This window comes from Hydrocarboniphaga sp. (assembly GCF_028291725.1).
Taxonomy (GTDB): domain Bacteria; phylum Pseudomonadota; class Gammaproteobacteria; order Nevskiales; family Nevskiaceae; genus Hydrocarboniphaga.
This window is the reverse complement of record NZ_JAQGNT010000079.1, coordinates 1-23,728: the sequence shown is the minus strand read 5'-3', so window position 1 is coordinate 23,728 and position 23,728 is coordinate 1. Positions and strand designations below refer to the sequence as shown.

General features: G+C 62.7%; 17 protein-coding genes and 1 pseudogene. 9 read left to right on the top strand and 9 right to left on the bottom strand.

Features of this window, described 5'->3' with window-relative positions; translation table 11 throughout:
• Positions 1-193: 193 nt before the first annotated feature.
• Positions 194-892 (bottom strand): MBL fold metallo-hydrolase, encoded by a 699-nt coding sequence (locus JWQ90_RS21135; protein ID WP_299696975.1) that lies wholly within the window; start codon positions 890-892, stop codon positions 194-196.
• Between the two features lie 23 nt (positions 893-915).
• Complete coding sequence (locus tag JWQ90_RS21130; protein WP_299696974.1) at positions 916-1,737, bottom strand: sulfite exporter TauE/SafE family protein; 822 nt, start codon at positions 1,735-1,737, stop codon at positions 916-918.
• Positions 1,738-2,044: 307 nt separating this feature from the next.
• Here JWQ90_RS21130 and treF point away from each other — a divergent pair, with 307 nt between their 5' ends.
• Positions 2,045-3,631 carry an alpha,alpha-trehalase TreF gene (treF, locus tag JWQ90_RS21125; protein WP_299696973.1) on the top strand — a complete coding sequence of 529 codons (1,587 nt, stop codon included), beginning with the start codon at positions 2,045-2,047 and terminating at the stop codon, positions 3,629-3,631.
• Positions 3,632-3,702: 71 nt separating this feature from the next.
• Here treF and JWQ90_RS21120 read toward each other — a convergent pair whose 3' ends face one another.
• From JWQ90_RS21120 to JWQ90_RS21105, 4 genes are all read right to left on the bottom strand, one after another.
• A complete protein-coding gene (locus tag JWQ90_RS21120) occupies positions 3,703-4,275 on the bottom strand; it encodes a DUF2946 family protein (protein ID WP_299696972.1) in 573 nt (190 codons plus the stop codon).
• 106 nt (positions 4,276-4,381) lie between these two features.
• Positions 4,382-6,448: a S9 family peptidase gene (locus JWQ90_RS21115; RefSeq protein WP_299696971.1), complete on the bottom strand. Its 2,067-nt coding sequence runs from the start codon at positions 6,446-6,448 to the stop codon at positions 4,382-4,384.
• A 156-nt stretch (positions 6,449-6,604) separates the two neighbouring features.
• Entirely contained in the window at positions 6,605-8,281 is a 1,677-nt protein-coding gene (locus tag JWQ90_RS21110) for a S53 family peptidase (RefSeq protein ID WP_299696970.1), read from the bottom strand.
• A gap of 507 nt (positions 8,282-8,788) precedes the next feature.
• The gene (locus JWQ90_RS21105) at positions 8,789-9,679 is read right to left on the bottom strand and encodes an SDR family oxidoreductase (protein WP_299696969.1); all 891 of its coding nucleotides are present in this window, start codon (positions 9,677-9,679) and stop codon (positions 8,789-8,791) included.
• A 335-nt stretch (positions 9,680-10,014) separates the two neighbouring features.
• On the opposite strand from JWQ90_RS21105, the gene JWQ90_RS21100 reads away from it, so the two are divergent.
• Complete coding sequence (locus tag JWQ90_RS21100) at positions 10,015-10,764, top strand: enoyl-CoA hydratase-related protein (protein WP_366919560.1); 750 nt, start codon at positions 10,015-10,017, stop codon at positions 10,762-10,764.
• 29 nt (positions 10,765-10,793) lie between these two features.
• Here the strand turns inward: JWQ90_RS21100 and JWQ90_RS21095 are convergent, their stop codons facing one another.
• Positions 10,794-11,327, bottom strand: coding sequence for a MarR family transcriptional regulator (locus tag JWQ90_RS21095; protein WP_299696967.1), 534 nt, complete (start codon positions 11,325-11,327; stop codon positions 10,794-10,796).
• 663 nt (positions 11,328-11,990) lie between these two features.
• On the opposite strand from JWQ90_RS21095, the gene JWQ90_RS21090 reads away from it, so the two are divergent.
• From JWQ90_RS21090 to JWQ90_RS21060, 7 genes are all read left to right on the top strand, one after another.
• Positions 11,991-13,328 (top strand): MFS transporter, encoded by a 1,338-nt coding sequence (locus tag JWQ90_RS21090; RefSeq protein ID WP_299696966.1) that lies wholly within the window; start codon positions 11,991-11,993, stop codon positions 13,326-13,328.
• A gap of 93 nt (positions 13,329-13,421) precedes the next feature.
• A complete protein-coding gene (locus JWQ90_RS21085) occupies positions 13,422-15,380 on the top strand; it encodes an AMP-binding protein (protein WP_299696965.1) in 1,959 nt (652 codons plus the stop codon).
• 447 nt (positions 15,381-15,827) lie between these two features.
• Positions 15,828-17,321 carry a DcaP family trimeric outer membrane transporter gene (locus JWQ90_RS21080; protein WP_299696964.1) on the top strand — a complete coding sequence of 498 codons (1,494 nt, stop codon included), beginning with the start codon at positions 15,828-15,830 and terminating at the stop codon, positions 17,319-17,321.
• Between the two features lie 213 nt (positions 17,322-17,534).
• Positions 17,535-18,701: a 2-hydroxyacyl-CoA dehydratase subunit D gene (locus JWQ90_RS21075; protein WP_299696963.1), complete on the top strand. Its 1,167-nt coding sequence runs from the start codon at positions 17,535-17,537 to the stop codon at positions 18,699-18,701.
• A gap of 50 nt (positions 18,702-18,751) precedes the next feature.
• Positions 18,752-20,104: a 2-hydroxyacyl-CoA dehydratase subunit D gene (locus JWQ90_RS21070; protein WP_299696962.1), complete on the top strand. Its 1,353-nt coding sequence runs from the start codon at positions 18,752-18,754 to the stop codon at positions 20,102-20,104.
• 34 nt (positions 20,105-20,138) lie between these two features.
• The gene (locus JWQ90_RS21065) at positions 20,139-21,119 is read left to right on the top strand and encodes an acyl-CoA dehydratase activase (RefSeq protein ID WP_299696961.1); all 981 of its coding nucleotides are present in this window, start codon (positions 20,139-20,141) and stop codon (positions 21,117-21,119) included.
• A 134-nt stretch (positions 21,120-21,253) separates the two neighbouring features.
• Positions 21,254-22,078 carry an SDR family oxidoreductase gene (locus JWQ90_RS21060; protein WP_299696960.1) on the top strand — a complete coding sequence of 275 codons (825 nt, stop codon included), beginning with the start codon at positions 21,254-21,256 and terminating at the stop codon, positions 22,076-22,078.
• Between the two features lie 26 nt (positions 22,079-22,104).
• Here JWQ90_RS21060 and JWQ90_RS21055 read toward each other — a convergent pair whose 3' ends face one another.
• Together JWQ90_RS21055 and JWQ90_RS21050 are read right to left on the bottom strand one after the other, a co-directional pair.
• On the bottom strand, positions 22,105-23,532 hold the full coding sequence (locus JWQ90_RS21055) for an efflux transporter outer membrane subunit (RefSeq protein WP_299696959.1): 1,428 nt from the start codon (positions 23,530-23,532) through the stop codon (positions 22,105-22,107).
• Positions 23,529-23,728 (bottom strand): annotated as a pseudogene (locus tag JWQ90_RS21050) (efflux transporter periplasmic adaptor subunit); the annotation flags it as partial. The pseudogene JWQ90_RS21050 and the gene JWQ90_RS21055, both read right to left, overlap by 4 nt.

Sequence of the window (23,728 nt, the reverse complement as noted above, 5' to 3'; positions counted from 1 at the left end):
GTAGGCTGGGTTGCAGCGAAGCGGAAACCCAGCGCTGGATTCGGGCCGCCGTGCTGGGATTCCGCTTCGCTCCATCCCAGCCTACGCAGGGGTTCATGGTCCGTGAGCAGGTCCGCAAGGAACACGGAGCTACCCTGGATGCGTGATCATCGCCTCGCGTCGGCAAAGGATTGCCGACCTACGGCGATAGGCGCTAGTACACCTTGCCGCAGGCCAGGTTCGCCGGCACCGCGATGTCCATCAGCTTCGGGTTCGGCAGTTTCAGCGCATTCATCAGCTCGATGTACTGCTCGCGGGTCTTGCCCGCCAGCCGCGGATTGTGGCGGCGCTCCTCGCCGATCGACGACGCGCTCCAGCCCTTGTAGTCGTGCGCCGGATAGACGATGACCTCGTCGGGCAGCGCGAACAGCACATCGTGGATCGAGTCCCAGGACCGGCCGGCGTCGCCGCTCTGAAAATCGGTGCGGCCGGTGCCGCGGATCAGCAGCACGTCGCCGGTCATCACCGCGCGCGGCCGCGCCGGGTCGAGCACCAGGCTGAAGGATTCGTTGGTATGGCCCGGCGTATAGCGGGCCTGCAGGCGGATGCCTTCGATGTCGATCATCTCGGCGTCGTGGAAGCTCTGCGACACACATTCGGCCTTGGTGAATTCGCCCATCATCGTCACGCAGGCGGTGGCCTCGCGCAGATCGCCCAGGCCGGTGATGTGATCGGCGTGCGTATGCGTGTCGAGCGCGCGCAGCAGCTTCAGGCCGAGCTGCTCGATCGCCATCAGGTATTGCGGGACCTGCTCCTTGACCGGGTCGACGATCAGCGCCTCGCGGCCCGCGCCCGAGGCGATCAGGTAGGTGTAGCTGCCGGTAGCGGCGTCGAAGAATTGCCTGAAGATCACCGGTCTCTCCTGCACTGCTTCTACTACAGCGACTTCATCATCAGCACGCCGGCGGCGCCGAGCATCATCGCGGCGAAGCCCTGCTGCAGCAGCGGCCCGGCGATGCGCGGCGCGATGCGGCGCCCGGCGAACATGCCCGCCAGTGCGCCGATCACGAACGGCACGGCCGCCGCCCACAGCATAGTCCGGCCGAGCAGCAGCGAGACCAGCACGGTGCCGGCGCTGGTCAGCGCGATCGCCATCAGCGAGGTCGCGACCGCCGAGTGCACCGACAGCTCGGAGCTGGCGCGCAGCGAGGGCACGATCACAAAGCCGCCGCCGACGCCGAGCAGGCCGGACAGGAAGCCGGTGAGGGCGCCAATCGCGGCAATGGTCAGCGTGCAGGTCCGCGTCCACAACAGCCGGCCGGTGCCCGGTTTGATCCGGCAGAGCGGCCCGCCCGAGGGCGTACCGTCGCCGGCGACGGTGGCGCGAACCACCTGGGCTTCTTCCGGGTGGCGGCGCGCCTGGAGCATCATCCTGAGCGCCACGATGACCAGCACGGCGGCGAACAGTGTCGTCAGGGCCGCGCCGGGCAGCGCGGCGGCGGCGAGCAGGCCAAGCGGCGCCGTGACCAGGCCGACCAGCGACATCAGCATGGCCGCGCGATAGCGCACGTAGCTCACATCCCAGGCGGCGACGGTGCCGAACGCGGCCGCCGCGCAGACCGCGATCAGCGCCACCGGCGCGGCCTGGGGCAGGGTCCAATGCATGCCGAGCATCAGCAGCGGCACCGCGAACACCGAGCCGCCAGCGCCGGTGAGGCCCAGCATCAGGCCGACGACGATGCCGATCGCGATGCTCATCCGTCCTTCGCCAGCAGCGCGGCTGGGGCGTCGATGCGCGTCTCGGCCAACTCGCGCTGGGTCACGCAGGCCATATCGGTGTGTTGCTGATCGATATACGGTGGGCGCTACAGTATCGAGCTCGACAGGGGGCGGCAAATGCAGATTCCTGCCGGCGATGCCGATCGGTGCCGCGCCGACCCGGCTGCTGCCCGCGTAGGTCGGCAATCCCTTGCCGACGTGAGGCAGCGATTGCACATTCGAAGGTACACGTCGGCAAGGGATTGCCGACCTACGGCGTCTAATACCGCTCCCAGACAGGACCCCGATGCTTTCTCCTCCCGAAACCGGTTCCGCCACCCAGAGCGTCGCGTTCGCCGACACGCTGACCCCGGCCGATCGTTATCACGAGCTGTTCATCGACGTGCAGATGCACCGCGTGTTCGACGACAGCAAGACTTTCGCCGACGCGGTGCCGCGCAGCGATCCGCGTGTGCTGCTCGATCGGTATCGCGAGCAATGCCACCAGCCCGGCTTCGATCTCGCCACGTTCGTGCACGAGCATTTCGATATCGACACGCTCAGCGACGAACGCTACGTCTCCGACCCGGCTCAAAGCCTGGCCCAGCACATCGACGGCCTCTGGGACGTGCTCAGGCGTGTGCCGCGCGAGCATCCGCGGCAGTCCTCACTGCTGCCGCTGCCGCAGGCCTACGTGGTACCGGGCGGGCGTTTTACCGAGATCTACTACTGGGATTCCTACTTCACGATGCTCGGCCTTACCGCCAGCGGCCGGCACGATCTGCTGCGCGGCATGGTCGACAACTTCGCCTACCTGATCGACACCTACGGCCACGTGCCCAATGGCAATCGCAGCTATTACCTGAGCCGCTCGCAGCCGCCGATGTTCGTGTTCATGGTCGAGTTGCTGGCGACGCTGGAGCCGGGTTGCATGACGCGCTATCTGCCGGTGCTGCGCCGCGAGCATGCGCACTGGATGGAGGGCGAGCAGGAACTGCGGCCTGGCGAGGATCATCGCCACCTGGTGTGCCTGAGCGACGGCACGCTGCTCAACCGTTACTGGGACGATCGCGACTCGCCGCGCGAGGAATCGTATCGCGAGGACGTCAGCACCGCGCGCACAGCGGAGCGCAAATCACACGACGTGTATCGCGATTTGCGCGCGGCGGCCGAGTCGGGCTGGGATTTCTCTTCGCGCTGGTTCGGCAGTGAAGGCGGCCTGGCATCGACGCGCACGACTGCGATCCTGCCGGTCGATCTGAACAGCTTTCTGCATCGCCTGGAATCGACGATCGCGACGCTGGCCGAGCAGGCCGGTGATGCGGCAACCGCACACGATTTCGGCGCACGCGCCGAGGCGCGCAAACGCGCGATCCACCGCCTGATGTGGAATCCGCGCGAGCAGGCGTTCTTCGACTACGACTGGCAGCTCGACCGCATCCGCGCGCCGCTGACTGCGGCCAGCGTCGCGCCGCTGTTCGTCGGCATCGCCGATGCGGCGCAGGCCGATGCGCTGGCCGCGACGATCCGCGCCCGCCTGCTGGCCGATGGCGGCATCCGCACCACCGAAACCGAGACCGACGAGCAATGGGACCGGCCCAACGGCTGGGCGCCGCTGCAGTGGCTGGCGATCGAAGGATTCCGGTGTTGCGGGAATCTCGATCTTGCACGCGACATCGCCGGGCGCTGGCTGGCGACGGTCGCGCGGCTGTACCGCAGCGAGCGCAAGCTGGTCGAGAAATACGTGATCGAGGATGGACATCCGGGTGGCGCCTGCGGCGGCGAATATCCGCTGCAGGACGGCTTCGGCTGGAGTAATGGCGTGACCCGGCGGCTGTTGCTGGATTATCCGCAGCACGAAGCCGCGAACTGCCGGGCCGGAGAAGATCCGTAGGTTGGGGTAAGCGCAGCGAACCCCAACATCGGCGCAGAACAAATGTTGGGGTTCGCTGCGCTCACCCCAACCTACAGGTCATACACGTCCGGCTGCGGATCGCGCACGAAGCCGAGCCTGGCCGGCGCGTCGGCGATGTCGAGCCGCGCTATCGTCAACCAGCGGTCTTTCCATCGCAGCCGCAGCGGCGTGCTGCTGCCGCTGGGCAAGGCCAGCGCCGCTTCAAGGCTTGCGTCGCTTGCCCCGTCGAGCCGCTCCAGCAGCCATTCCAGATCCGCGGAGTCCAGCGCCGCCGGGCCATGCTCGGTGGCCAGCAGCAGCGAGCCCTCCTCGTCGAGATACGCCGCGCCCGGGCGCTCGACGAGCAGCCCGTTGTGCGTCGCCAGCGTCGCGCCGTCGCCAGCGACGCGCAGCACCAGCGGCGCGGTCTCAAGCGCCACGTAGCCGCGCTGCGGCCCGTTCTGGAAATACCAGCGGCCCTGCTCGTCCGCCGCGTAGTTGAGCCCGATCGTGTCGATGATCTGCGGCCGGCTGATCAGCTCGTGCTGGATCAGCCAGCGGCCGCGACGGTCGAGCTGCAGCCAGCCGAACAGCGCCGGCACGTTCGGCCAGCGTGCGAGGGCGCGGCTTACCCATTCTTCCATTGCCGGTACCGTTTGATGAGGCCGTTTCAGTTCAGCAGTGTACGGTCGATGCGCAACCGGGGCCTCAGGTCGGCAAGGGATTGCCGACCTACGACTGAAGCGACATTCAGCCCGGCAGATGCTCGTGGTACCAGCCCAGCCAGCGCTGCCAGCGGTCGAGCAGATAACTCGGCTGATCCAGGCCGTGATGCTGGCCCGGGTAGATCACCAACTCGGTCGGGACGTGCAGGCTCTGCAGGGCCTGGTACATCTGCTGCACGTTCTGCACCGGCACGTTGTAGTCCTCCGAGCCGCCCATGAACAGCGTCGGCGTCTTGATCCGGTCCGCATGCAGGAACGGATACGAGATGCGCATCCACACGTCCGGATGTTCCCAGGGCTTGCCAAGTTCGTAGTCGTAATCGCGGATGTACTGATCGGTGCCGTAGCCGGCGAGGATGTTGCTGATCGAGGCGCCGCTGACGGCCGCCTTGAAGCGCGTGTCGCTGGCGATGGTGTAGTTGGTCAGCATGCCGCCGTAGCTCCAGCCGCCGACGACCAGCCGCGCCGGGTCGGCGATGCCGCGCCTGACCATCGCATCGACGGCGCCGAGCACGTCGCTGACGTCCTTGTTGCCCCAGTCGGCGTAGATCGCGCTGGCGTAGCCGGTGCCGCGGCCGGTCGAGCCGCGCGGGTTGACCGTGATCACGACATAGCCGTTGGCGGCGAACAGCTGCCAGTCGAAACCGAAAGCGGCATCGAACTGCGAAGCGGGGCCGCCGTGCAGCAGCAACAACGCCGGGTAGGCCTTGCCGGCAACGTAGTCCGGCGGATAGGTGACGAAGCCATGTACCTCGTTGCCGTCGGCGCTGCGCGAGCTGATGGCTTCGACGCGGCCGAGCTGCACGCCGGCCAGAAAATCCTCGGTCTGCCGCGACAGCGGGCGCCGCTTACCGTGATCCAACGCGTAGACCTCGAACGGCGTGGCCGGTGTGCTCGCGAGCATCGCGATCCGGCCCGAAGGCAGCGCGTCGAAGTCGCCAATGGTTTGGCCGACGGTGCCGCCATCGCCGCTGATCGCCGTCAGCTTGCCGCTGCGCGCATCGATGCTCACCAGCTGCGATTGCCGGTCCTGCTCGACGATCGCCGCGATCGCGCGGCCCTGGTCGATCCAGTGCACCGCCGACACATTGCGATCCAGGTTAGGCGTCAGCAGCTGCGGCTTGCCGCCGGCAGCGTCGATCACCGCGAGGCCATGCGTGCCGTATTCGATCAGTTTCGGATCGCTGCCGTGCAGGTAGGCGATGCGCCGGCTGTCCGGGCTCCAGGCCGGATGCGTTTCCCAATCCGGCAGCAGGTCGGATTCCGGCGACGTGGTCAGCTGGCGCTGCTGGCCACCGACTTTTGCCTCGACGACGTACACATCCCAATTGTCGTTGCGATCGGGATCGACGCCGCGCTTGCTGACGAAGGCGATGTTCTTGCCGTCCGGCGACCAGGCCGGCAGCAGATCGTCGTAGTCGCCGGCAGTGAGCGCGGCGAGCTCGCCGCTGCCCAGCGTCAGCAGCGCCAGATGCGTGTGCTGCGCGCCGAGGTAGCCCTCGATATCCTGCTTGAACTGGTAGCGCATGATGACGATCGGCGGATCGGCCGCATCGTCATCATCGTCTTCGTCATTTTTGCTGCGGGCGGTGCCCGAGTCCGGCTTGTTGTCCCCGGGCTTCTGATCTTTGTCGGCCGGATCGGGGTCGGCGACGACGAGCACCAGCCGGCGGCCGTCGGGCGACCAGTCGAAGTCGGAAATATCGCCTTCGCAATGCGAAGCCTGGTGTGCTTCGCCGCCGCGCAGATCCATGATCCAGACCTGCGAGGGATCGTCGGATTTTCCGCGGTTGGCGATGAAGGCAAGCTGCGTTCCGTCCGGGCTGAACGCCGGGTTGCTCTCGCCGCGATCGCCGAATGTCAGCTGGTGATTATCCTTGCCGTTCCAGCTCGCGATCCACAGATGCGTGACGCTCTTGTCCTTCGCCAGATCGGTGCTGCCGACGGTGTAGATGACCTGCTCGCCGCTGGGCGAAAGCCGCGGCCCGGTCACGTCCGCAATCGCGGCGAAATCCTGCGGCTGCAGGGTCGCGGCCTGTGCCGGCGCGAGCCAGGCCAGCGCCGCCAGCAAGGCGGTGTAGATCGTTTTCATTGACTGGGAAATCGGCGAGGACGGCGCATGCTAATCGGATCGGCGGTTGCGCAGTATCGGAAATAAGTACCGGCGTGTAGCCGCGGCGCAAACGAAAAAAGCCGCCGCGGCTCGCGCCGCGACGGCTTGGTTTCAATGCCGCGGAATCACAGCCTCTCAGTCGGCCGTGGCGGTGCTGGGCAGCGTCGACTTCACCAGCGCGTAATAGTTGGCGATGCGCAACGAGCCCCAACCGGTCGTGTAATCCCAGCCGGTGGTCGCGGTCCAGTCGCCGTTCGAGCCGCTGGTCACGTCACGCAGGAACTTGTAGGTGCTGTTGGACGGCGCACTGGCGTAGATCGTCGGGTTCGGGAACGGCAGGCTGCTACCGAGGCCGCTCAGCAGGCGCGCGTAGATGCCGCAGAACAGCGGCGCCGACAGACTGGTGCCGCCGTACTGCGCGGAGCCGCCGTTGACGACGATGATCGCGCCCGAACTCGGGTTGGCGTCCAGCGCGACGTCGGGCACGCTGCGGAAGCTGGCGTCGCCGACACCGGCCTGCCAGCTCGGCTTGGGCTCGTAGATGCTCGGGCCGCCGCCGCCGCCGGACCAGGCCTTCTCGCTGGAGTAGGCGCCGGCATCGGTGTAAAGCGTGGTGCCGCCGAGCGCGACCACATACGGCGAAACCGCCGGAAAGCTCTGGCCGTTGCGCTTCCTGCCGCACTCGTCGGAACCCGAATCGCCGGTGGAGATCGAGAACACCTGGCCCTGTGCCACCGCCTGTGCGAACAGCTGGTCGTCGGCAGCCATCGAGCCGTCGAGCTTGGCGCCGGTTTCGCATTCGCCGAGCGAGACGTTGATGATCTTGACGCTATTGTCGGTGACGATCTGGTTGAATCCTGCAGTCAGATCGCTATTGGCCAGCGAAGTGATCACGTAGAACACCAGCTTCTTGACGTTGCCGGCCATGCCCTGGATGTCCTGGCTGTCCAGATCCCATTCGGGCACGCCGCTGGTGTCGGTGCCGAGCGGGCCGACGTTGATCGTCGTCACCGGAATCTGCACCAGGCCGTTCTGGGTTTCGAAGCTGCGCAGGTCGGTGATCGACTGGGTGATGTCGCCGCTGGCCACGATCGCGACCTTGGCGTTGGAGGCGTCCTTGGTGCTCTGCACGCCATAGAGTGCAGGGAATTCGGTCGGCACATGGCCGGTCGCGACCGCGGCGTTGGGCTGAGCTGCCGCAGGGCTGAGGTCGGCCTGCTTGGTCATCGTGTGGGCCTGTACCAGGTTCTGCAGGCCCAGCACCGACAGCACGATACCGCCAAGTTCGCTCGGCACCCTGGCCGGCAGTGTATTGGCGTAGGCGACGCGCTCGCCGACGCTGAAGCCTTCCATGCGCGTGTTGAAAGCGCTGCTGACGATTGCCGCGGTGCCGTCGGCACTGACCAACTGGCGGTTGGCATCGACCGTCACGTTGATGAAGCCCATCTTCGTCAGATACGCCGAAACCGCCTGCACCTGCGCCGCCGTCGGCGCGTAGTGGGCGACGAACTGGTCGCGCGTCATGGTCTGGCCAAACGCCGGGCTGCCGGCGCGCATCTGTTCGGCCAGGAAGGAGTCGAGGCCGGCGCGATCGCGTAGCGCCAGGCTCAAGCTGACATGAAGGGCGTCGCCGTTTTTCAGCGCGCCGCGCGACACGGCATTGCTGAGCACGTCGGTGAATGCCGCGGTGTTGGTGGATGCCCATGAACTGGTCGCCGGCGCGGCATGTGCCAGTGGTGCCGCGCACAGCAGGCCGAGCGCGGCGGCTACGGGTTTCAGGCGCAGGCGCGCCCTGGATTTTTCTTGCTTCATATGGATCTCCCTGACGAGCCGTGTAAACACGGCGATTCGAGTGATTAAGCTTGAAACGACGGAGACGTTACACAGACTCCGTGCCACGGCCCAGTGTTTGATTCAAACGGATACATGCCTGGGAAACCACCGCGGAAATGCTGCGTCGCAGCGAGCGGCCGGCGTTCACTTAATGCTTGCCACTTATGGATTTAATGGCGGTTGCGGGCCTGGGTGGATGTGGGTCGCAGTTCGCCACGACTTTGCCGGTTCAAGGATCGTGCGTGGCGGCGCGATACGCAGAGGCTGTGAAGTACGGCCCCGCGACCCGAGCAGCCGCGCGCATTCGGTGCAGGCCGCTCCGTTATCGAACAAGCCGTCACTGGCGGCGATGGGCTCGGGCTCGCGACGACCCGCGCTAGCGAGGCTCTGCCTCAGACCGACAAGCACGGGCACCCGAGCGAGACCAGCGGAACCACCGAAGACACCGAAAGCACCGAAAAATAGATCAACCATAGGCATCAACATTCAGACGCTGCGCTGCGCCTTTGCTGTATTGCTGGCCGCCTGCGAGGCTTCTCTGGCTTTCTTCCAGTCGTCGTCGCTCATCTTGGTGAGTCCAGCGAATGTCGATGGCGCGGCAAGATGGTGACCACCGTCGATGCAGATGGTCTCGCCGGTGATGTAGTCGCAGCCGTCACTCTGCAGCAGCACCATCAGATTGCCGAGTTCGTGCATCTGGCCGAAGCGGCCCAGCGGTACGTCGGTGGCCTGCGTCGCGCCCACCGAGCTATCGGCGGTCGGGTTAAGCATCTGCCACGCATATTCGGTGGGGAAGGGGCCCGGCGCCACCGCGTTGATGCGGATGCCGTAGCGGCCCCATTCCACAGCCAGCGACATCGTCATTGCATTGACTGCGGCCTTGGCCATCGCTGACGGGCAGACGAACGCGGAGCCGGTCCAGATCCAGGTCACCAGCGTAGATACGATCGAGCCTTTCAGGCCTTGGTCGATCCAGCGCTTGCCGCAGGCCAACGTGGTATAGAACGCGCCGTTCATCACCGTTGTGGTGATCGCCTCGAACCCGCGCGGACTTAGATCCTTGGTCGGCGCGATAAAGTTTGCTGCCGCATTGTTAATCAGCCCCGTTAACGGACCGTGACGAGTCCAGATTTCTTCGACAGCGGCGTCGACCAGATCGGCTTTGCGGATGTCGACAGCTTGGATGTGGGCTCGGCCGCCATCCTGAGCGTTGATCTCATCAGCGGCCTGTTGCAGGACTTCGAGGCGACGGCCCCACAGATGGACCTCGGCGCCAAAGCCCGCAAGGTGCAAGGCTGTGGCCTTGCCGAGGCCGGTGCCGCCACCAGTGATCAAGATGCGTTTGCCCGCGAGCGCGGTCTTGCTGTAAAGCGTCATGGTCTCTCCTCACTCCCTAGTTGCTAGTTCTGTCAGCGCGAAAAGCGGCTGCGCGCTTCCTGATCGGCAAAAATATATCGTATAGAACAATACTATATTTGAATCGTAGGCGTTTCAGAATTTCGCCCATGGAGCAGCTTTGCATGATCATGCATGCTCTACCAGCGCACTATAGAAAGTCCATGGCCCCAGAAAGGGCTTCGTGGCATTCTGGTATAAGGTATCGTAGTATACGATGCTGCTGGACGCTGCTACTTACCATCCGCGGCGGACAATCCCTGGAGCGGGCCGTGAACTACTCGACATTCAAGATCGATCAACCAAAAGCTGGCGTGATGCTCGTGACGCTCGATCGCCCAGAACGCCTCAACGCAATGACGGAGGCGATGTTCGATGAGCTGCAAAATCTGGCTGACCGGCTCAGGGGTGCGGCGGATACTAGAGTCGTGATTCTGACCGGGGCGGGCAGGGCATTTTGCGCCGGCTACGACCTAGACGATGCCGACGCGCTCTCGCGCTTGGGCGCCCGTGGCATGTATACGCTCCAAAGCAAAGCGGCTCGGGCATTGGAGGCGGTCCGATCGATTCCCCAGCCGGTAATTGCGGCAGTCAATGGTGCGGCGAGTGGCGGTGGTCTTAGTCTGGCCCTGGCAGCGGACATGAGATTCGGCGTTCCGATCACGCGCTTTAACGCGGCTTTCGTGCGGATCGGCTTGACGGCGGGCGATCTCGGCGCATCCTGGCATCTGCCGCGTATCGTCGGGCCGGGAATCGCCGCCGAATTGATGTTTACCGGGCGCTTTGTCGAAGCCGAAGAGGCTGCCCGGCTGGGGCTGTTGAATCGGGTGGTGCCCACTGCGGAACTGCTGCCTGAGTGTTTCAACGTCGCGGAGCAGATCTGTGTAAATTCTCCGTTTGGTGTCCAGCTAAGCAAGAGCGCGCTGCAGGCCAATCTCGACGGTTTGTCACTGCGTTCGGCACTTGAGCTGGAGAATCGCGGCCAGGCCTTGGCGACCCGCGGTAACGACATGCCGGAGGCTCTTGCCGCATTCAAGGAACGCCGCGCGCCGCAGTTCGGCGGCTGAGAAAGGAGGATTCCTTTGCATATCTGCCTTTACGGCACCGCGTAACCGCCAGGCTGCAGAGTCTTTTTTATCAGCGTTAGCAGCCTTGCCAACTCGTTTCTTTCGGTGGCACTCAAAGCCATCAGGCTGTAGCGATTGAATGCGCCTTCCTGCTGGTTCAGCTTTTCGATGAATGCGCGGCCTCGGTGGCTCAGGTAAATCCGTCTGACCCGCTTATCCGCCGGGTCACTCCGACGTTCCACCAAGCCGTCAACTTCCAGTTGCTTCAGCACCGCGCCGACGCTCGATCGACCTGCATTCAGCAGATTGGCAAAGTCCACCTGTGTCATGCCGTCATAGCGTGACAGATGAGCCATGACCCACGAGCGTGATCGCGTGGAGTTCAGGGGTTTCACCAGCTGGTCATAGGCCGCCCGGCGCATGCGTGCCACATCGTGAATCAGAAAGCCAAGACGCACGGCGTCGCGCGATTCATCGTCACTTGTGTGGGGTGTGTCGTCCGACGCGGTCGAGTCGGTATTGCGCATCATCGGCGCCAGGCTCCGGGTGTATCGATCGCTCATGAGGCGAATCTCAAAAGAGTAATGGCAAAGGGCATGATTTTCTGTCGTCGGACAGGCTTCGGGCTATGCGGCATTTTGAATGGCCATGCGGCCGTGGCAACGGCATCATCGGCCGGTCCTCTCTATTTAATACAGTACGCTACGATATAAATTTCGGACGGAAGCCTGTGTGATGGGGGCGCGCAAGCTTCAATGCTTGCCGAAAGGAAACCCTAAAGACCGGCCAGTAAGCGGATTTGATCACAAATGAAGCGCGGGAATGTGGGCGGGAATTCAGCTTTGCAATTGACCGTAAAGACGCGACCTCAAGGCGTTGACATCTAATAATAGTATAGTACGATACTAAAAGTTGAGGCGATGGATTGCAAGGCTGCGCGGCGTGTCTGTCGAACGGCGTGCCGTCTGGCATCGGATGCCTTGTCGGGTGGAAACGTGAAAGCTTGACCATTGCGCCCACGGGGAATCACCGCTTAATGGTGGTTGCCTGCAGGTGTCGAGAGTTCACGCGTCGTACTGGTGGTTGGCAGAACTGAGTGCAGTTGATCGGCGTGCGGGAGATTAGATTTGATCTCGCAGCCCACTATTGTCGGTGAGGCGCTGAAGCGGAACGGTTCCGATGCGCTATACAAAAATATTTTAAGTGCGGTCCGGAGGAGAAGAACCATGACAACTCAAGCGGGACAAAACATCGAGGCGGCGAGCGCCGCCTCCAGCCCAAGGCGCGCGGCACTTGCGGCATTTCTGGGTTCGGTGATCGAGTATTACGATCTGGTCGTCTACGGCAGCGCGGCGGCGCTGGTTTTCGGAAAGGTATTTTTCAGGGAAGTCGATCCGCATATCGCCCTGATCATGTCGTTCGCTACGTTCGCCACTGGTTATCTGGCGCGCCCGCTCGGTGGCCTGCTGTTCGGTTATATCGGTGACAAGCGGGGTCGCCGCGCGGCGTTGATGATGACGATCACGATGATGGGAACTGCCACGGTTCTGATCGGCCTGCTTCCAACCTATGACACGATCGGGAGGCTCGCACCGGTACTGCTCGTGATTCTACGTGTTATCCAGGGGCTGGCTGTTGGCGGAGAATTGGGCGGTGCGGTGCTGATCTCCGTGGAGCATGCTCCTGCACACCGCCGAGGCTTCTTTGGAAGCTTCTCTACGGCGGGGGCTCAGGCCGGTACGGTGGTTGCCACCACAGTGTTCGCCCTCGTGACGCTGATGCCGGACGAATCGTTCATTGCCTGGGGCTGGCGCCTTCCGTTCCTCTTCAGTGCGGTGATGGTATTTGTGGGTGTGCTGGTGCGGTATGGCCTTGACGAGACGCCGGACTTCAAGAATGCAAGCGAGGCGGACAAGAAAAAAAATCCGATCTTCATGGCATTTCGCGAGCATTGGTCGACCATTCTGGCGGTCGTCAGTGTCATGGCCGGCATGATGTCCATCTGGTACATCCTCACGGTTTATAGCTTGAGTTACGCCGTCCGCACGGTCGGTCTGGATCGTACGTCGATGTTGTGGGTGATCACGGTTGCGACGCTGCTGGTCGTGATCATGAATCCGGTTTGGGGGGCACTGTCAGACCGCATTGGCCGCACGCGACTGATCGTCGGTGGACTGATCGCGGAAGGTCTGATGCTGTTCCTGTATTTTGCGACGCTCCAAAACGGCACGCCCGCTCTAATCTTTGCGTCCCTGCTGGCAGTCGCCGGCTTCGGACACGCGGTTATCAATGGTGTGTTCCCGGCCTTCATCGTCGAAAGCCTGCCGCCGAATGTGCGGTATACGGCCGGCTCCTTCGGCATGCAAATGGCCTCGCTGGTAGCGGGCTTTGCGCCCGTCGTGGCCGTTAGTCTGGAAAATACCCAGTTCGGCGTGTGGGCGACGGTCTCGATCTGCTTCGTGCTGTGCTTAGTGGGCGCCGCCAGCGCCTACAAGCTCGCACCGATTGCCCCCATGCTGCGGAAGAAGCCGTATGCGGCTTCGCTGGCATCGGAGTCCGCGTAGCCGGGTGCTACGGATCAACAACGGCCGGAGTGCGGCAGTTCGCTCGCTGCAGATTTTTCAATAGTTGCGGAAAGAAAAGATCTGAGGTGTTTCATGCGTCCCAATCTAAAAATACAACTCGCCGGTTTTCAAACGGATCATCCTGAATCGGTTTGGATAGCCGGCGCCCAGCCGAATAGCGGAGGGATCGCGCGCGCGCATCTGCGCTCGGTGGGCGATGTCGAGGTGATTGGCCGGTATTCGTACGAAAGCCTTCTCCCCGGTAAGACCATTTACGAGTGCATCCGCTCCGCGGCGTTGGGCGCACCTGAGAAGGCCGCGATGATCTGGCTGGAATCGGCTGACTTGACCGGAGCGCCGCGTGAGATTCGCTACCGGGAGTTGATGACGCTGATCAATCAGACCGCCAATCTGCTCAATAGCATGTCGGGCGGATCACTGTCGGTGACGGCGATCATCCTTCCGATGTTGCCCGAAGGCTTAATCGCGTTGTGGGCGGCAGCAACGGCGGGTGTTGCCGTGCCGATCAATCCCTTTCTCAGCGTCGGCTATGTGATTTCTATCCTCAATGCGGTGAAAGCGACCGTGTTGGTCACGACCACAAGCCGCTATGGCGATGGAGCGTGGGACAAACTCGACGAGATTCTTCGTTCGGTGCCATCCCTGAAGCAGGTGCTGCTAGTGGATGCACCGGACTCCGGCAACGACTTCATGAAAACGGTGAGTCAGTATCCGAGCGAATTGACGTTCAAGCCGTCAACGCAAGCTCACGACGAAGCCATGTATATGCCCACAGGCGGCACCACAGGCACGCCGAAGCTCGTGCGCATGTCGCATTGGGGGCAGCTGGTCATCGCCTGGAACGTCGGTGCGTTGATGGGCGCGCGTCACTCCGATGTCGTGGCCCACGGCATGCCGAACTTCCACTGCGGCGGCACCATTTCCCTGGGCCTGCGCTCGATGATTTTCGGTCAAACCTTGCTGACGCTGACATCGCAGGGCTATCGGGATCCAGAGGTCGTCAAGAATTTCTGGACTATTGCCGACCGTTTTCGGGTGACGTCGCTGTTGGCCACTCCGACGACCGCCGCCGCGATCTTCGCTGCTCCCGATGCTCATTCGGCCCGCCATTGCATCACCGACTTTCATTGTGGCGGCAGCACGGTCCCACAGGAGCTCGTCAGAAAATTTCACAAGCGATACGGCATCTGGCTGCGTGAAAACTGGGGCATGACGGAATTGCACGGCACGACCACGGGCCATCCTGACACGGGCTTCGAGCCGCTGATCGGTTCGGTCGGATACAGCCTTCCGCACTACCAGACCAAGGCGATCGAAGTCGATGCAGCGAACCACTTCGTGCACGAATGCGCGGTGGGAGAAACCGGCACCCTGGTTATCGGCGGGCCTTCCCTGATGCTGGGTTACGCCGACTCCAGACTGGATGCCGAGTTCTTCGTCGGCGGCATGCCGGACGGGGCCCGTTGGGGGAATACCGGCGACCGTGGCTGTGTTGACGGAAATGGCTATGTCTGGGTTTCAGGAAGAACGAAGGACCTGATCATTCGCGGTGGGCACAACATCGACCCTAGCGTGATCGAGGAGGTGCTGGGCGAGCACGAAGATGTGCAGGTCGCTGCGGCAGTCGGCCGCCCTGACGCGATGGTCGGCGAAATCCCGGTGGCTTATGTCGTGATCAGGCCGGGCGGCGAGGTGACGCCTGAAGAGTTGATTCGCTTCTGCCGCGAACACATGCATGAGCGGGCTGCGGTGCCCAAGGAAATCATCTTCATCGATGCCATGCCGCTGACTGCCGTCGGCAAGGTTTCCAAGCCGGTGCTTCGGATCGACGCGATGCGCCGCGTGGTGACGTCGGTGGCCGAAGAAGCCTGTCGAGACCTCTGTCGATTCGATGTAGCGATCGCCGAATCCGGCACGAGTCCGGTGGCTTTCGTACAACTGCACGATGCGGCCGACAAGGAAATGCTCATTGGCCATCTGCGAGACAGGCTGGGCGAGTTTCACTTCAAGACCGTCATCGAGGCTGCTTGATGCGGTAGCGGTGCAGAGCCTCTCGGCAGGCGATGCAGTCGCCATGCATCGCTGATGGCAGGCGGTGAGTCGCGGTCAAACCGCTGACATTGCGAAGCAGTCGGCAAGTAATCGGCAAGTCATTAGAGGCACCGAACAGAGTGCCGGAGTCGTCATTGGGAAGATGGTTGCGGGTGTCGCTTCGCGGCGATAGCTGCCAGCTGTCTTCCGTGCATCGAGGAAGCGACGCTTATCGGTAGCGGAGAAAAGGTGGCCTCTTTTTGAGGCCCCGGGGCCCGCTTGTCTTTCGCGCCGGTATCACGCGTTCTCACAAGCAGTTTTCCGCATGGATCGCGGCCTGATCAGGAACCGAATCAGATCACCTTGTGCATTGCCGGAACGGACGTCAGGCGGACCCAAAAAATCAGAAAGCGATCAACCGAGTCTTTAATAGTGACTGGAGGAAATATGAAGAATTGTGCGAAAGAGGGCGGGAAAGAGAAGATGCGGTATGTCAAGGCATGGTTGTTTTCAGTCGCGATATCGATCTTCTGCGGCGATGCGCTTGCGCAAAGCGCGGACCAAAGCGATGTGCAGATGCGCCAGGCGGTGCAGGAACTCATGACGAGAATCAAGACACTGGAAGCCGACAAGGCAAGGACGGATGAAAAGATAAGAGCCCTTGAGCAGAGCCAGGCGGCCGCGCCGAAAGACGCGGCTCCGGCGAAGGTAGCAGGCGACGTGAGCAAGGCCGAGCGTCCGAATGTCGGCGGAGAGGCCATCAAGGATCCGGTGCCAGGCTTTTTCAAAGTTCCGGGAACCGAAACGTCGCTGAAGATCGGCGGATTCGCCGCACTGGATATCGTCCAGGATTATTCCGGCGGCGGCATGGGCGGTGCGGTGGCGCAGCCGATGAGCATCGTGTTCGGCGACAATCCGCAGAGCAAGCGCAACGATCAGCTCAGCATGACGGCGCGGCGCAGTCGCTTCAATCTGCAGACGCTGACGCCATCGAGCATCGGTGATGTGGGAACCTTTCTAGAGGTCGATTTCATGGGCCAGGGTGGAAACGAACTGGTCACCAATTCCTCCACTGTGCGGATGCGGCATGCCTACGTCACCATCGGGTCTTCCACCGTCGGCTCATCCTGGCTGGCGGGTCAGACATGGACGAACTTCGTCGACCTCGGAACTTATCCGGAGACCGTCGATTTTCAGGGTGGCCATGGCATGCTCCAGGGAATCCGGCAACCGCAGCTTCGATACACCAATAAGTGGGACTCGAACGAATTCTCGGTTGCGATCGAAAATCCCGAAACCGATCTCTACGGCATGACAGTGGTTGGGTTCAATGCTTCCGTTGGTCCGGTGCCTACCACCAGCGTGGATGCGCTGCCCGATCTCACCTTGCGCTACGCCTATGCCCCGAGTTGGGGGCGCATCGCCATGAGCGCCTTGGGCCGTCGCTTGAGTATCGACAATCGCGGGCAGGCGGCCATCAATGGTTTCGTCGGAACCGATCATGTGTTTGCGGGCGGCGCCGGCATAGCGGGCAAGATCTATACGTTCGGTAAGGACTCCATTCAGTTCAATCTCAATGGTGGCCGCGGCATGGGCCGCTATGTCCTTGGAACGCCGATCCCGACATCCGCCGCGATCGTCGACAACCAGTTGGAGTCGGTCAAGATCTGGGGTGCGAGTCTCGGTTACCAGCGTCGTTGGACCTCTACGGTCCGATCGAATCTGACTTTCGGAACCATCGAAGAGGATCTGCCCCGCAGTGCAGTGCCCGAGACCGTTGCCAACCGGGTTGATGCATTGTTCTTGAACACCATCTGGGAGCCCGTGAAGCGGCTCGCGTTCGGCGTCGAATATGTCCGCGGCGAAGTCAGGAACGATGCGCAGACGGACAACAAGGGCAGCGCAGATCGGTTGGGATTCACTGTTCAGGCCGCATTCTGACGGCTGAGTTCGCTGGGGCCGCCTCGAATAGAGGCGGTTCCCGATATCGATCGGTGAACTCGATTGCACCTGAGTTCGGAACTGAAATGCAGTGGCTATACTATTAGTATAGTAGTATACTAATATTGTGAAAGTGGAACAGAAGTATTCGTCAATCATCAAGAATAAGGCCTTTAATATCTGTATCGTTAAATACCAACTGCGGGTGCCTTAATGACGAAGCAATCCAGAGACGCCATCGCCGAATTGGCGGGGGTCGCGGAGAATCCGGACGAATATATCGCGCAATGGAAGCGTGATAAAAATCGAAAGGTTGTCGGTCTTATGCCGATGAATTTTCCCGCCGAGATCGCGCATGCCGCGGGTGCGCTGCCGGTGGTCATTCAACAGAAGCGCACGCCGATCACGATTGGAAACAACCGTCTTACCGAGTTTCACTGCGGCTATACGCGTAGCGTCGCCGATCAGGCGGCGAAGAAAGAACTGGGCCTCTACGACGGCTTCATGCTCGCCGATCACTGCATCCAGCTGTTGGGTGCCTCCGACATCATTCGCGACGAGTCACCCGAGGTTCCGATGTACTTCGGGCAGCTGATTTCGTCGATGGGCGATCCCTGGAGCCGCGAGCAGATCCTGAAGAAGATGATGTCCTTCGTCAGGGAGATCGAGAACTTCACCGGAAGGATGATTCACGAGAGTGACCTGCAGAACAGTATTCAGCTGTTCAACGAGAACCGGCGGCTGTTGCGTCAGATATTCGATGCCCGGCGTGCTGGTGATGTTACGTTCAAGCCGAGCGAGCTCCAGGCTTTTGTGAAGTCGAGCATGGTCATGGATAAGCAGGAGCACTCGGCGCTGCTGCGCCAGGTGCTTGAGACGGCTGCGGCCAGACCGTCCGGAGCCGGCCTTATCAAGCTACATATTTCCGGCCACTTCTGCCATGCGCCGAAGACGGAACTGCTGGAACTGATCGAGGACTGCGGCGCCATCATCGTCGACGACGATCTGTTCCATGGAACTCGTTATATTTCCACCGACATCGGCGAGAGCAAGGCGCCGATCGAGGCGCTGGCCGACTGGTATCTCGACCGCAACGTCGCCGCGCCCTGTCCGACCCGTGTGCAGCACGATGTCGATTGGGATCGCTATCTGTTGAATCTGGTGGCCGAGAGCGGGGCTGAGGGTCTGGTCGTGCTGATGGCCAAGTTCTGTGAGCCCCACATGTTGTATTACCCGGAATTGAGAAAGGCGCTCAACGCTCGGGGAATACCGCATGTGCTGATCGAAACCGAGCACGAAGGCATTCCTGTCGAAACGATCCGGACCCGGATCGAGGCCATGCTCGAACGCATTCGCCGCAAGGAACCCTCAGCCGCCTAAGTCCATCGAAGCCGGCTGTGTAGGCCGACGTCACTCAAGGAGTCAACACCATGAGCATTGAAAACGCTGTTGCGAACAAGACAACTCGGTTGGCATCAACCGACGCCGGTCGCGGCATGATCTCCGCATACTGGGAGAACATCTTCACGGCGCGAGAGCGTGGCTCCCAGGTTGTTTGGTACAACGGCTCGGCCGTTAACCCGTTCTTCCAGGCGGCCGGGCTCGAGTGGGCACACGGCGAGGCGTTTTCCGCTCGTCTGGCTGCACAGAAGCTGGAGAAGCCCGCGCAGCTTGCAGGCAAGGAATACGGCTACGTCGACGAGCTCTGCTCCTATGCGCGTACGCATCTCGGCTGCGCAGTGCTGGCAAAGAATGCACAGGAGCAGGCGCAGTCCGGCGTTGTCGGCCTGATCGACCAGAAAGAACTGGCGAGCCGGCTTCCGGCCCCGGACTTCTTCGTCAATGCTTATGCAGGTTGCAGTACCGGCCAGCAGTGGGATGAGATCACGTACCGCGTCTTCGGCAAGGAGGTGCCTATCTTCAACGTGTCACTGCCGTTTCTCTGGGGCAACAAACCCGACGCCGGCTACTTGCGCGGGCAAGAGTGGGAGGACGCGTCGGACTATGTGTCCGCCCAGCTGTACAAGTTGGTCGAGTTCATTGAGTCCATGACCGGACGTCCCTTCGATTGGGATGCGCTGCGGCAGAACATGACCTACATCAAGCGCGCATCCGAGCTGCGGCGCGAGGCCATGGCCATGTGCAAGGCCGTCGCGCCGACGCCTGCCACGTACTGGGACTGGATCGCCACCATCGCGCACATCAACTTCCTGCCCGCGAGTCAGGCCCTGGTCGACTACTTCACGGCTGTCCGCGACGAAATCGCCATGCGCGTGGACCAGCGCATCCCGGCGATCAAGAGCGAGCGGTATCGGCTTTACTTCGACGGCATCATGAACTGGAACAAGGTCGGTGTTCTGGCGCGCAAGTTTGCCGAACACGATGTCGCCGTGGTCTGCGGGCGCTACACCCACAACGCGTTCTGGCAGGAGCCGCATCTGATCAACACCGACGATCCGATCCGCGGCATGGCTCAGCATTATCTGCTGTGCCCGTCGAATCATGGCGTGCAGACGCTCAAGTACCTGACGAATCGCGACTGCGTGGACTACGGCATCGATGGCATCGTGTTCCACTCGACGCGCACCTGCCGCGCGTTCTCCAGCCCGCAACGGCTGCTGGCCAAGTCGGCGCACGAGGTACTGGGCATTCCGTCGATGTTCTTCGAAGGCGATATCGCCGACGAGTCGTTCTACAAGGGCGAACTGCTGGAAAGCCGTCTCGAAGCCATGCTCGAGTCGATCGACGTGCGTCGCGCCCGGGGCCAGCTCGCGATCGCTTGATGACGGCTTCCACTGCACTGACCGGAGGCGATGGGTGAGCCAATATTTCATGGGCGTAGACCTCGGATCCACGACGGCGAAGACCGTCATCCTGGATGGCGGCGGCAGCGTCGTCGCCGCCCGGATCGTGCAGATGGGCGCCGTCAGCCGCGAAGGCCTGCGCCGATCGGTCGAGGGCGCGCTGGAGGCCGCAGGGCTTTCGATGCCGGATATCGCGTACACCATCGGTACGGGCTACGGCCGGCGGCTGGTGCCCGGCGTGGGTCGCACCTTCACCGAGATCACCTGCCACGCGCGCGGCGTTTCCGCCATATGTCCCGGCGTGCGCCTGGTCATCGATATCGGCGGGCAGGACAGCAAGGTCATAGCGGTCGATGATCGCGGTCTGGTCGACGATTTCGCGATGAACGATCGTTGTGCCAGCGGAACCGGTCGGTTCTACGAAGTGCTGGCACGCGCGCTCGAATGCGAGATGAGCCAGATCGGCGATCTGGCCATGAAGGGAACCCGGGATCTTGAAGTCAGCAGTCTGTGTGCGACGTTTGCCGAGACCGAGATCATTTCCCTGCTGGCCGAAGGCGCGAGTCGCGAGGACATCGCGGCATCGGTGCATCGCGCCGTTGCACATCGGGTGCTGGGTCTGGTGGCGCTGGTGGGCGTGCGCGAGCCGATCGTGATGACCGGTGGCGTTGCCAACAACAGGGCTGCGGTTCACTTCCTGGCCAAGGCACTCGACCGGCCGTTGCAGGTTCCGCCCGATCCGCAGATCACGGGCGCATTGGGCGCCGCGTTGCTCGCACTGGATACCACCGGTGCGCGTGCGACCCAGGGCGACCTGTCGATGCTCGAAAAGGTTGAGCGTGAAGTGGAGTCGGCATTCGTGCCGGCCAACCGGTTCATGCCGACCTGTGCGACCTGTTCGGGCGATCTGGACGATGAGAAGAACGGTTCACTGCGCGGCATGCCCATTCGAAGCTCGGGCCGCGCGAGTCTCGGACTGACCAAGCCGGGCTAAGACACCCTTGCGTTCATCTTGCCCGCGACTCATCCGATGTCGTTGACGGGTATCGCGCCGTGTTGGCTCGTTTCAAAAAATCTTTGCAAATACCAAGCAGCGCTTCCTAACAATTTGAACCAGGGATATGCATCATGAGTAATTCTGTGGCGGAACACACGACCGGCCCGCTGACCGTGGCGACGGGACTCGACTTCACCGATGCCGGTGTCGTCATTGCCGGTGGGACATCGGGTGTTGGCCTGGCGACAGCGATCGCGTTCGCCTGGGCCGGTGCGAAAAATGTGGTGATCGTGGGCCGCAAGGTGGAACGCGGCGAGAGCGCGCAGGCGCAGATTCGCGAACAATGCCCGGGCTCTGTGCCGCACTTCATCGCGGCCGACGTCTGCGATCCGGTCGCCGCCGAAGCGGTTGCGCGGCAGGCCGAGCAGCGCCTGGGACGTATCGACGTCCTGGTGAACTCTGTGGTGGCAAGCTATCAGCCGGTGCTACTGCAGGACACGCCGCTCGACAAGATCGCAACGATACTGATGGAGCAGGCGGTCGGTCCACTGGTCATGAGCGGTGCCGTGCTGCCGGTCATGCGCAGGCAGAAGCGTGGCTCGATCGTGAACATTGCATCGGATGCCGCCCGAGTGCCCACGCCCGGTGAAACCGTGCTCGGCGGCGCGATGGCGGCCATCGTGATGTTTTCCAAGACCCTGGCGCTGGAAGCCAAGCGTGATGGCGTACGCGTCAACGTGATCACGCCCTCGCTCATTGTCAACACGGGCTCCTACGATCGTGCTATGGCCGGTGAATTCAGCAAGAAGATTTTCGACAAGATCACGGCGAAAGCGCATCTGGGGCTGACCGAGCCGGAAGACTTGGCCAACACCATCGTGTTCCTGTCGTCGCCACTGGCCAGATTGATCACCGGCCAGGTGATCAGCATCAACGGCGGTATTTCCGTCGCCTGATCTGGCCCGGTGGCTGCACGCAGCGATCAGTCGCTGCGCCAGCCGCCACCGAGCGCCAGGAACAGATCAATCTGGTTGATCGAAACCTGCGTATCGGCCTCGGCGGCCGTGGCCCGTGCCTCAGCAAGCGTGCGCTCCGCATCCAGGCTGGACAGGTAGGGCGTTCGCCCGCCGCGATACAGTGCGGCAGCCTGATCACTGGCCAGCTGCGCCTGCGATTGCGCGCGCTGCAGCGTCGACTGGCGATCGAGTTGCTGCGCGTAGTTGCTCAGCGCCGTCTGCGTTCCCCTGAGAGCATTCAATACCACTGCGTCGAACCCGGCGAGCGCCACATCGGCTCCGGCCTCGGTAGCAGCGATGCGCGCGCGTGCGCCGCTAGCGGGGATGGTCCACGTCAGCATTGGTCCGATCGACCACTGACGGGTCGGCGAGGAGCCCAGATCCTCGAACACGCCGACACTGCCGAGGCTGGCGCCGATCTGCACGTCGGGATACAGGCTGGCGACGGCGACACCAATGCGGGCCGTTGCTGCCGCCAGTTCGCGCTCGGCTTGCCTGATATCGGGGCGTCGCTGCAGCAGTGCCATGCCGTTGCCGACCGGAATCGGCTGCTCCAGCGTAGGCGCCTGCGTGCATCGTGTGACCGCTTCGGGAAGATCGCCCGGAGCGTGTGCTAGCAATGCGGCGAGTTCGTACCGCGCGGCGCTTTGACGCGACTTCAGGCTTGGCAGACCGGCGCGCAGCAGTTCCGCCTGCGCGTTGGCACGCGCGAGATCGATGCGGCTGCCACGGCCTGCGCCGAGCAGCCGTCGGGCCACGTCGGCGCTGCGCTGCTGCACATCGATCGATCGCTTGGTGATTTCGAGTGCACGATTGCCGTGGCAGATTTCCAGGTAGCTGCGTGCGACCTGGGCGGCGACTGTGATGCGCGCGAGATCGCGCGCGGCCTGTATCGCCTGCGCGTCGTCCTGTGCAGCTTCTGCGCCGCGCTTGAGCTTGCCGAACAGATCCGTCTGGTAGGACGCATTGATGCCGGCACTACCGATATTGGCGACCGGCAATTTCTCGGTCAACAGAAACGATTCACCGGAAATCTGCGCGCGCGCGACGTCGGCGCTGGCATCGAAGCGGAGCCCGCCGGTGTGCAGCGCCTCGTCGTAGACCGCCACTGCCTTTCGCAGATGCGCCTCAGCGGAACGCAGCCCGGCGTTGGCTGCCAGGGCCTGGCGGATCAGATCGTTCAGTCGGTCATCGTGGTAGAGCGTCCACCAATCGTCCGGAAGATCGGCCTGATCCGTCGTGGCCTGGTTGAGGCCGGTGTCGATGAAGCCGGCCTGGGCGCGGGCCGATTGGGCCTGCGCCTGATCGGGTATGCGGTAGTCCGGACCTGCGGTCTTGCAGCCGGCGATGCAAGCCAGGATGCATAGTGCTGACGCTGCTGCTGAGTCCTTCATCGCGCCAGCGCGGCCGTTGTCGTGGCGGGGCTGTCTGCGGCGGACGCGAGGATCGTCGCGGTGGCGGTTCGCCCGGCGATCAGCCGCAGATCCTTGGGCACCTGGTCGATCGCGATGCGCACGGGAATACGCTGGGCCAGGCGCACCCAGTTGAACGCGGGATTGATGTTGGGCAGCAGATGCAGGCCGTCGGCGC

Coding starts and splice junctions, on each gene's coding strand:
- JWQ90_RS21085 (WP_299696965.1), top strand. CDS start 13,422: ATGCGTCCCAATCTAAAAATACAACTCGCCGGTTTTCAAACGGATCAT.
- JWQ90_RS21100 (WP_366919560.1), top strand. CDS start 10,015: ATGCTCGTGACGCTCGATCGCCCAGAACGCCTCAACGCAATGACGGAG.
- JWQ90_RS21095 (WP_299696967.1), bottom strand. CDS start 11,327: ATGAGCGATCGATACACCCGGAGCCTGGCGCCGATGATGCGCAATACC.
- JWQ90_RS21130 (WP_299696974.1), bottom strand. CDS start 1,737: ATGAGCATCGCGATCGGCATCGTCGTCGGCCTGATGCTGGGCCTCACC.
- JWQ90_RS21120 (WP_299696972.1), bottom strand. CDS start 4,275: ATGGAAGAATGGGTAAGCCGCGCCCTCGCACGCTGGCCGAACGTGCCG.
- JWQ90_RS21075 (WP_299696963.1), top strand. CDS start 17,535: ATGACGAAGCAATCCAGAGACGCCATCGCCGAATTGGCGGGGGTCGCG.
- JWQ90_RS21060 (WP_299696960.1), top strand. CDS start 21,254: ATGAGTAATTCTGTGGCGGAACACACGACCGGCCCGCTGACCGTGGCG.
- JWQ90_RS21115 (WP_299696971.1), bottom strand. CDS start 6,448: ATGAAAACGATCTACACCGCCTTGCTGGCGGCGCTGGCCTGGCTCGCG.
- JWQ90_RS21080 (WP_299696964.1), top strand. CDS start 15,828: ATGAAGAATTGTGCGAAAGAGGGCGGGAAAGAGAAGATGCGGTATGTC.
- treF (WP_299696973.1), top strand. CDS start 2,045: ATGCTTTCTCCTCCCGAAACCGGTTCCGCCACCCAGAGCGTCGCGTTC.
- JWQ90_RS21105 (WP_299696969.1), bottom strand. CDS start 9,679: ATGACGCTTTACAGCAAGACCGCGCTCGCGGGCAAACGCATCTTGATC.
- JWQ90_RS21090 (WP_299696966.1), top strand. CDS start 11,991: ATGACAACTCAAGCGGGACAAAACATCGAGGCGGCGAGCGCCGCCTCC.
- JWQ90_RS21055 (WP_299696959.1), bottom strand. CDS start 23,532: ATGAAGGACTCAGCAGCAGCGTCAGCACTATGCATCCTGGCTTGCATC.
- JWQ90_RS21110 (WP_299696970.1), bottom strand. CDS start 8,281: ATGAAGCAAGAAAAATCCAGGGCGCGCCTGCGCCTGAAACCCGTAGCC.
- JWQ90_RS21070 (WP_299696962.1), top strand. CDS start 18,752: ATGAGCATTGAAAACGCTGTTGCGAACAAGACAACTCGGTTGGCATCA.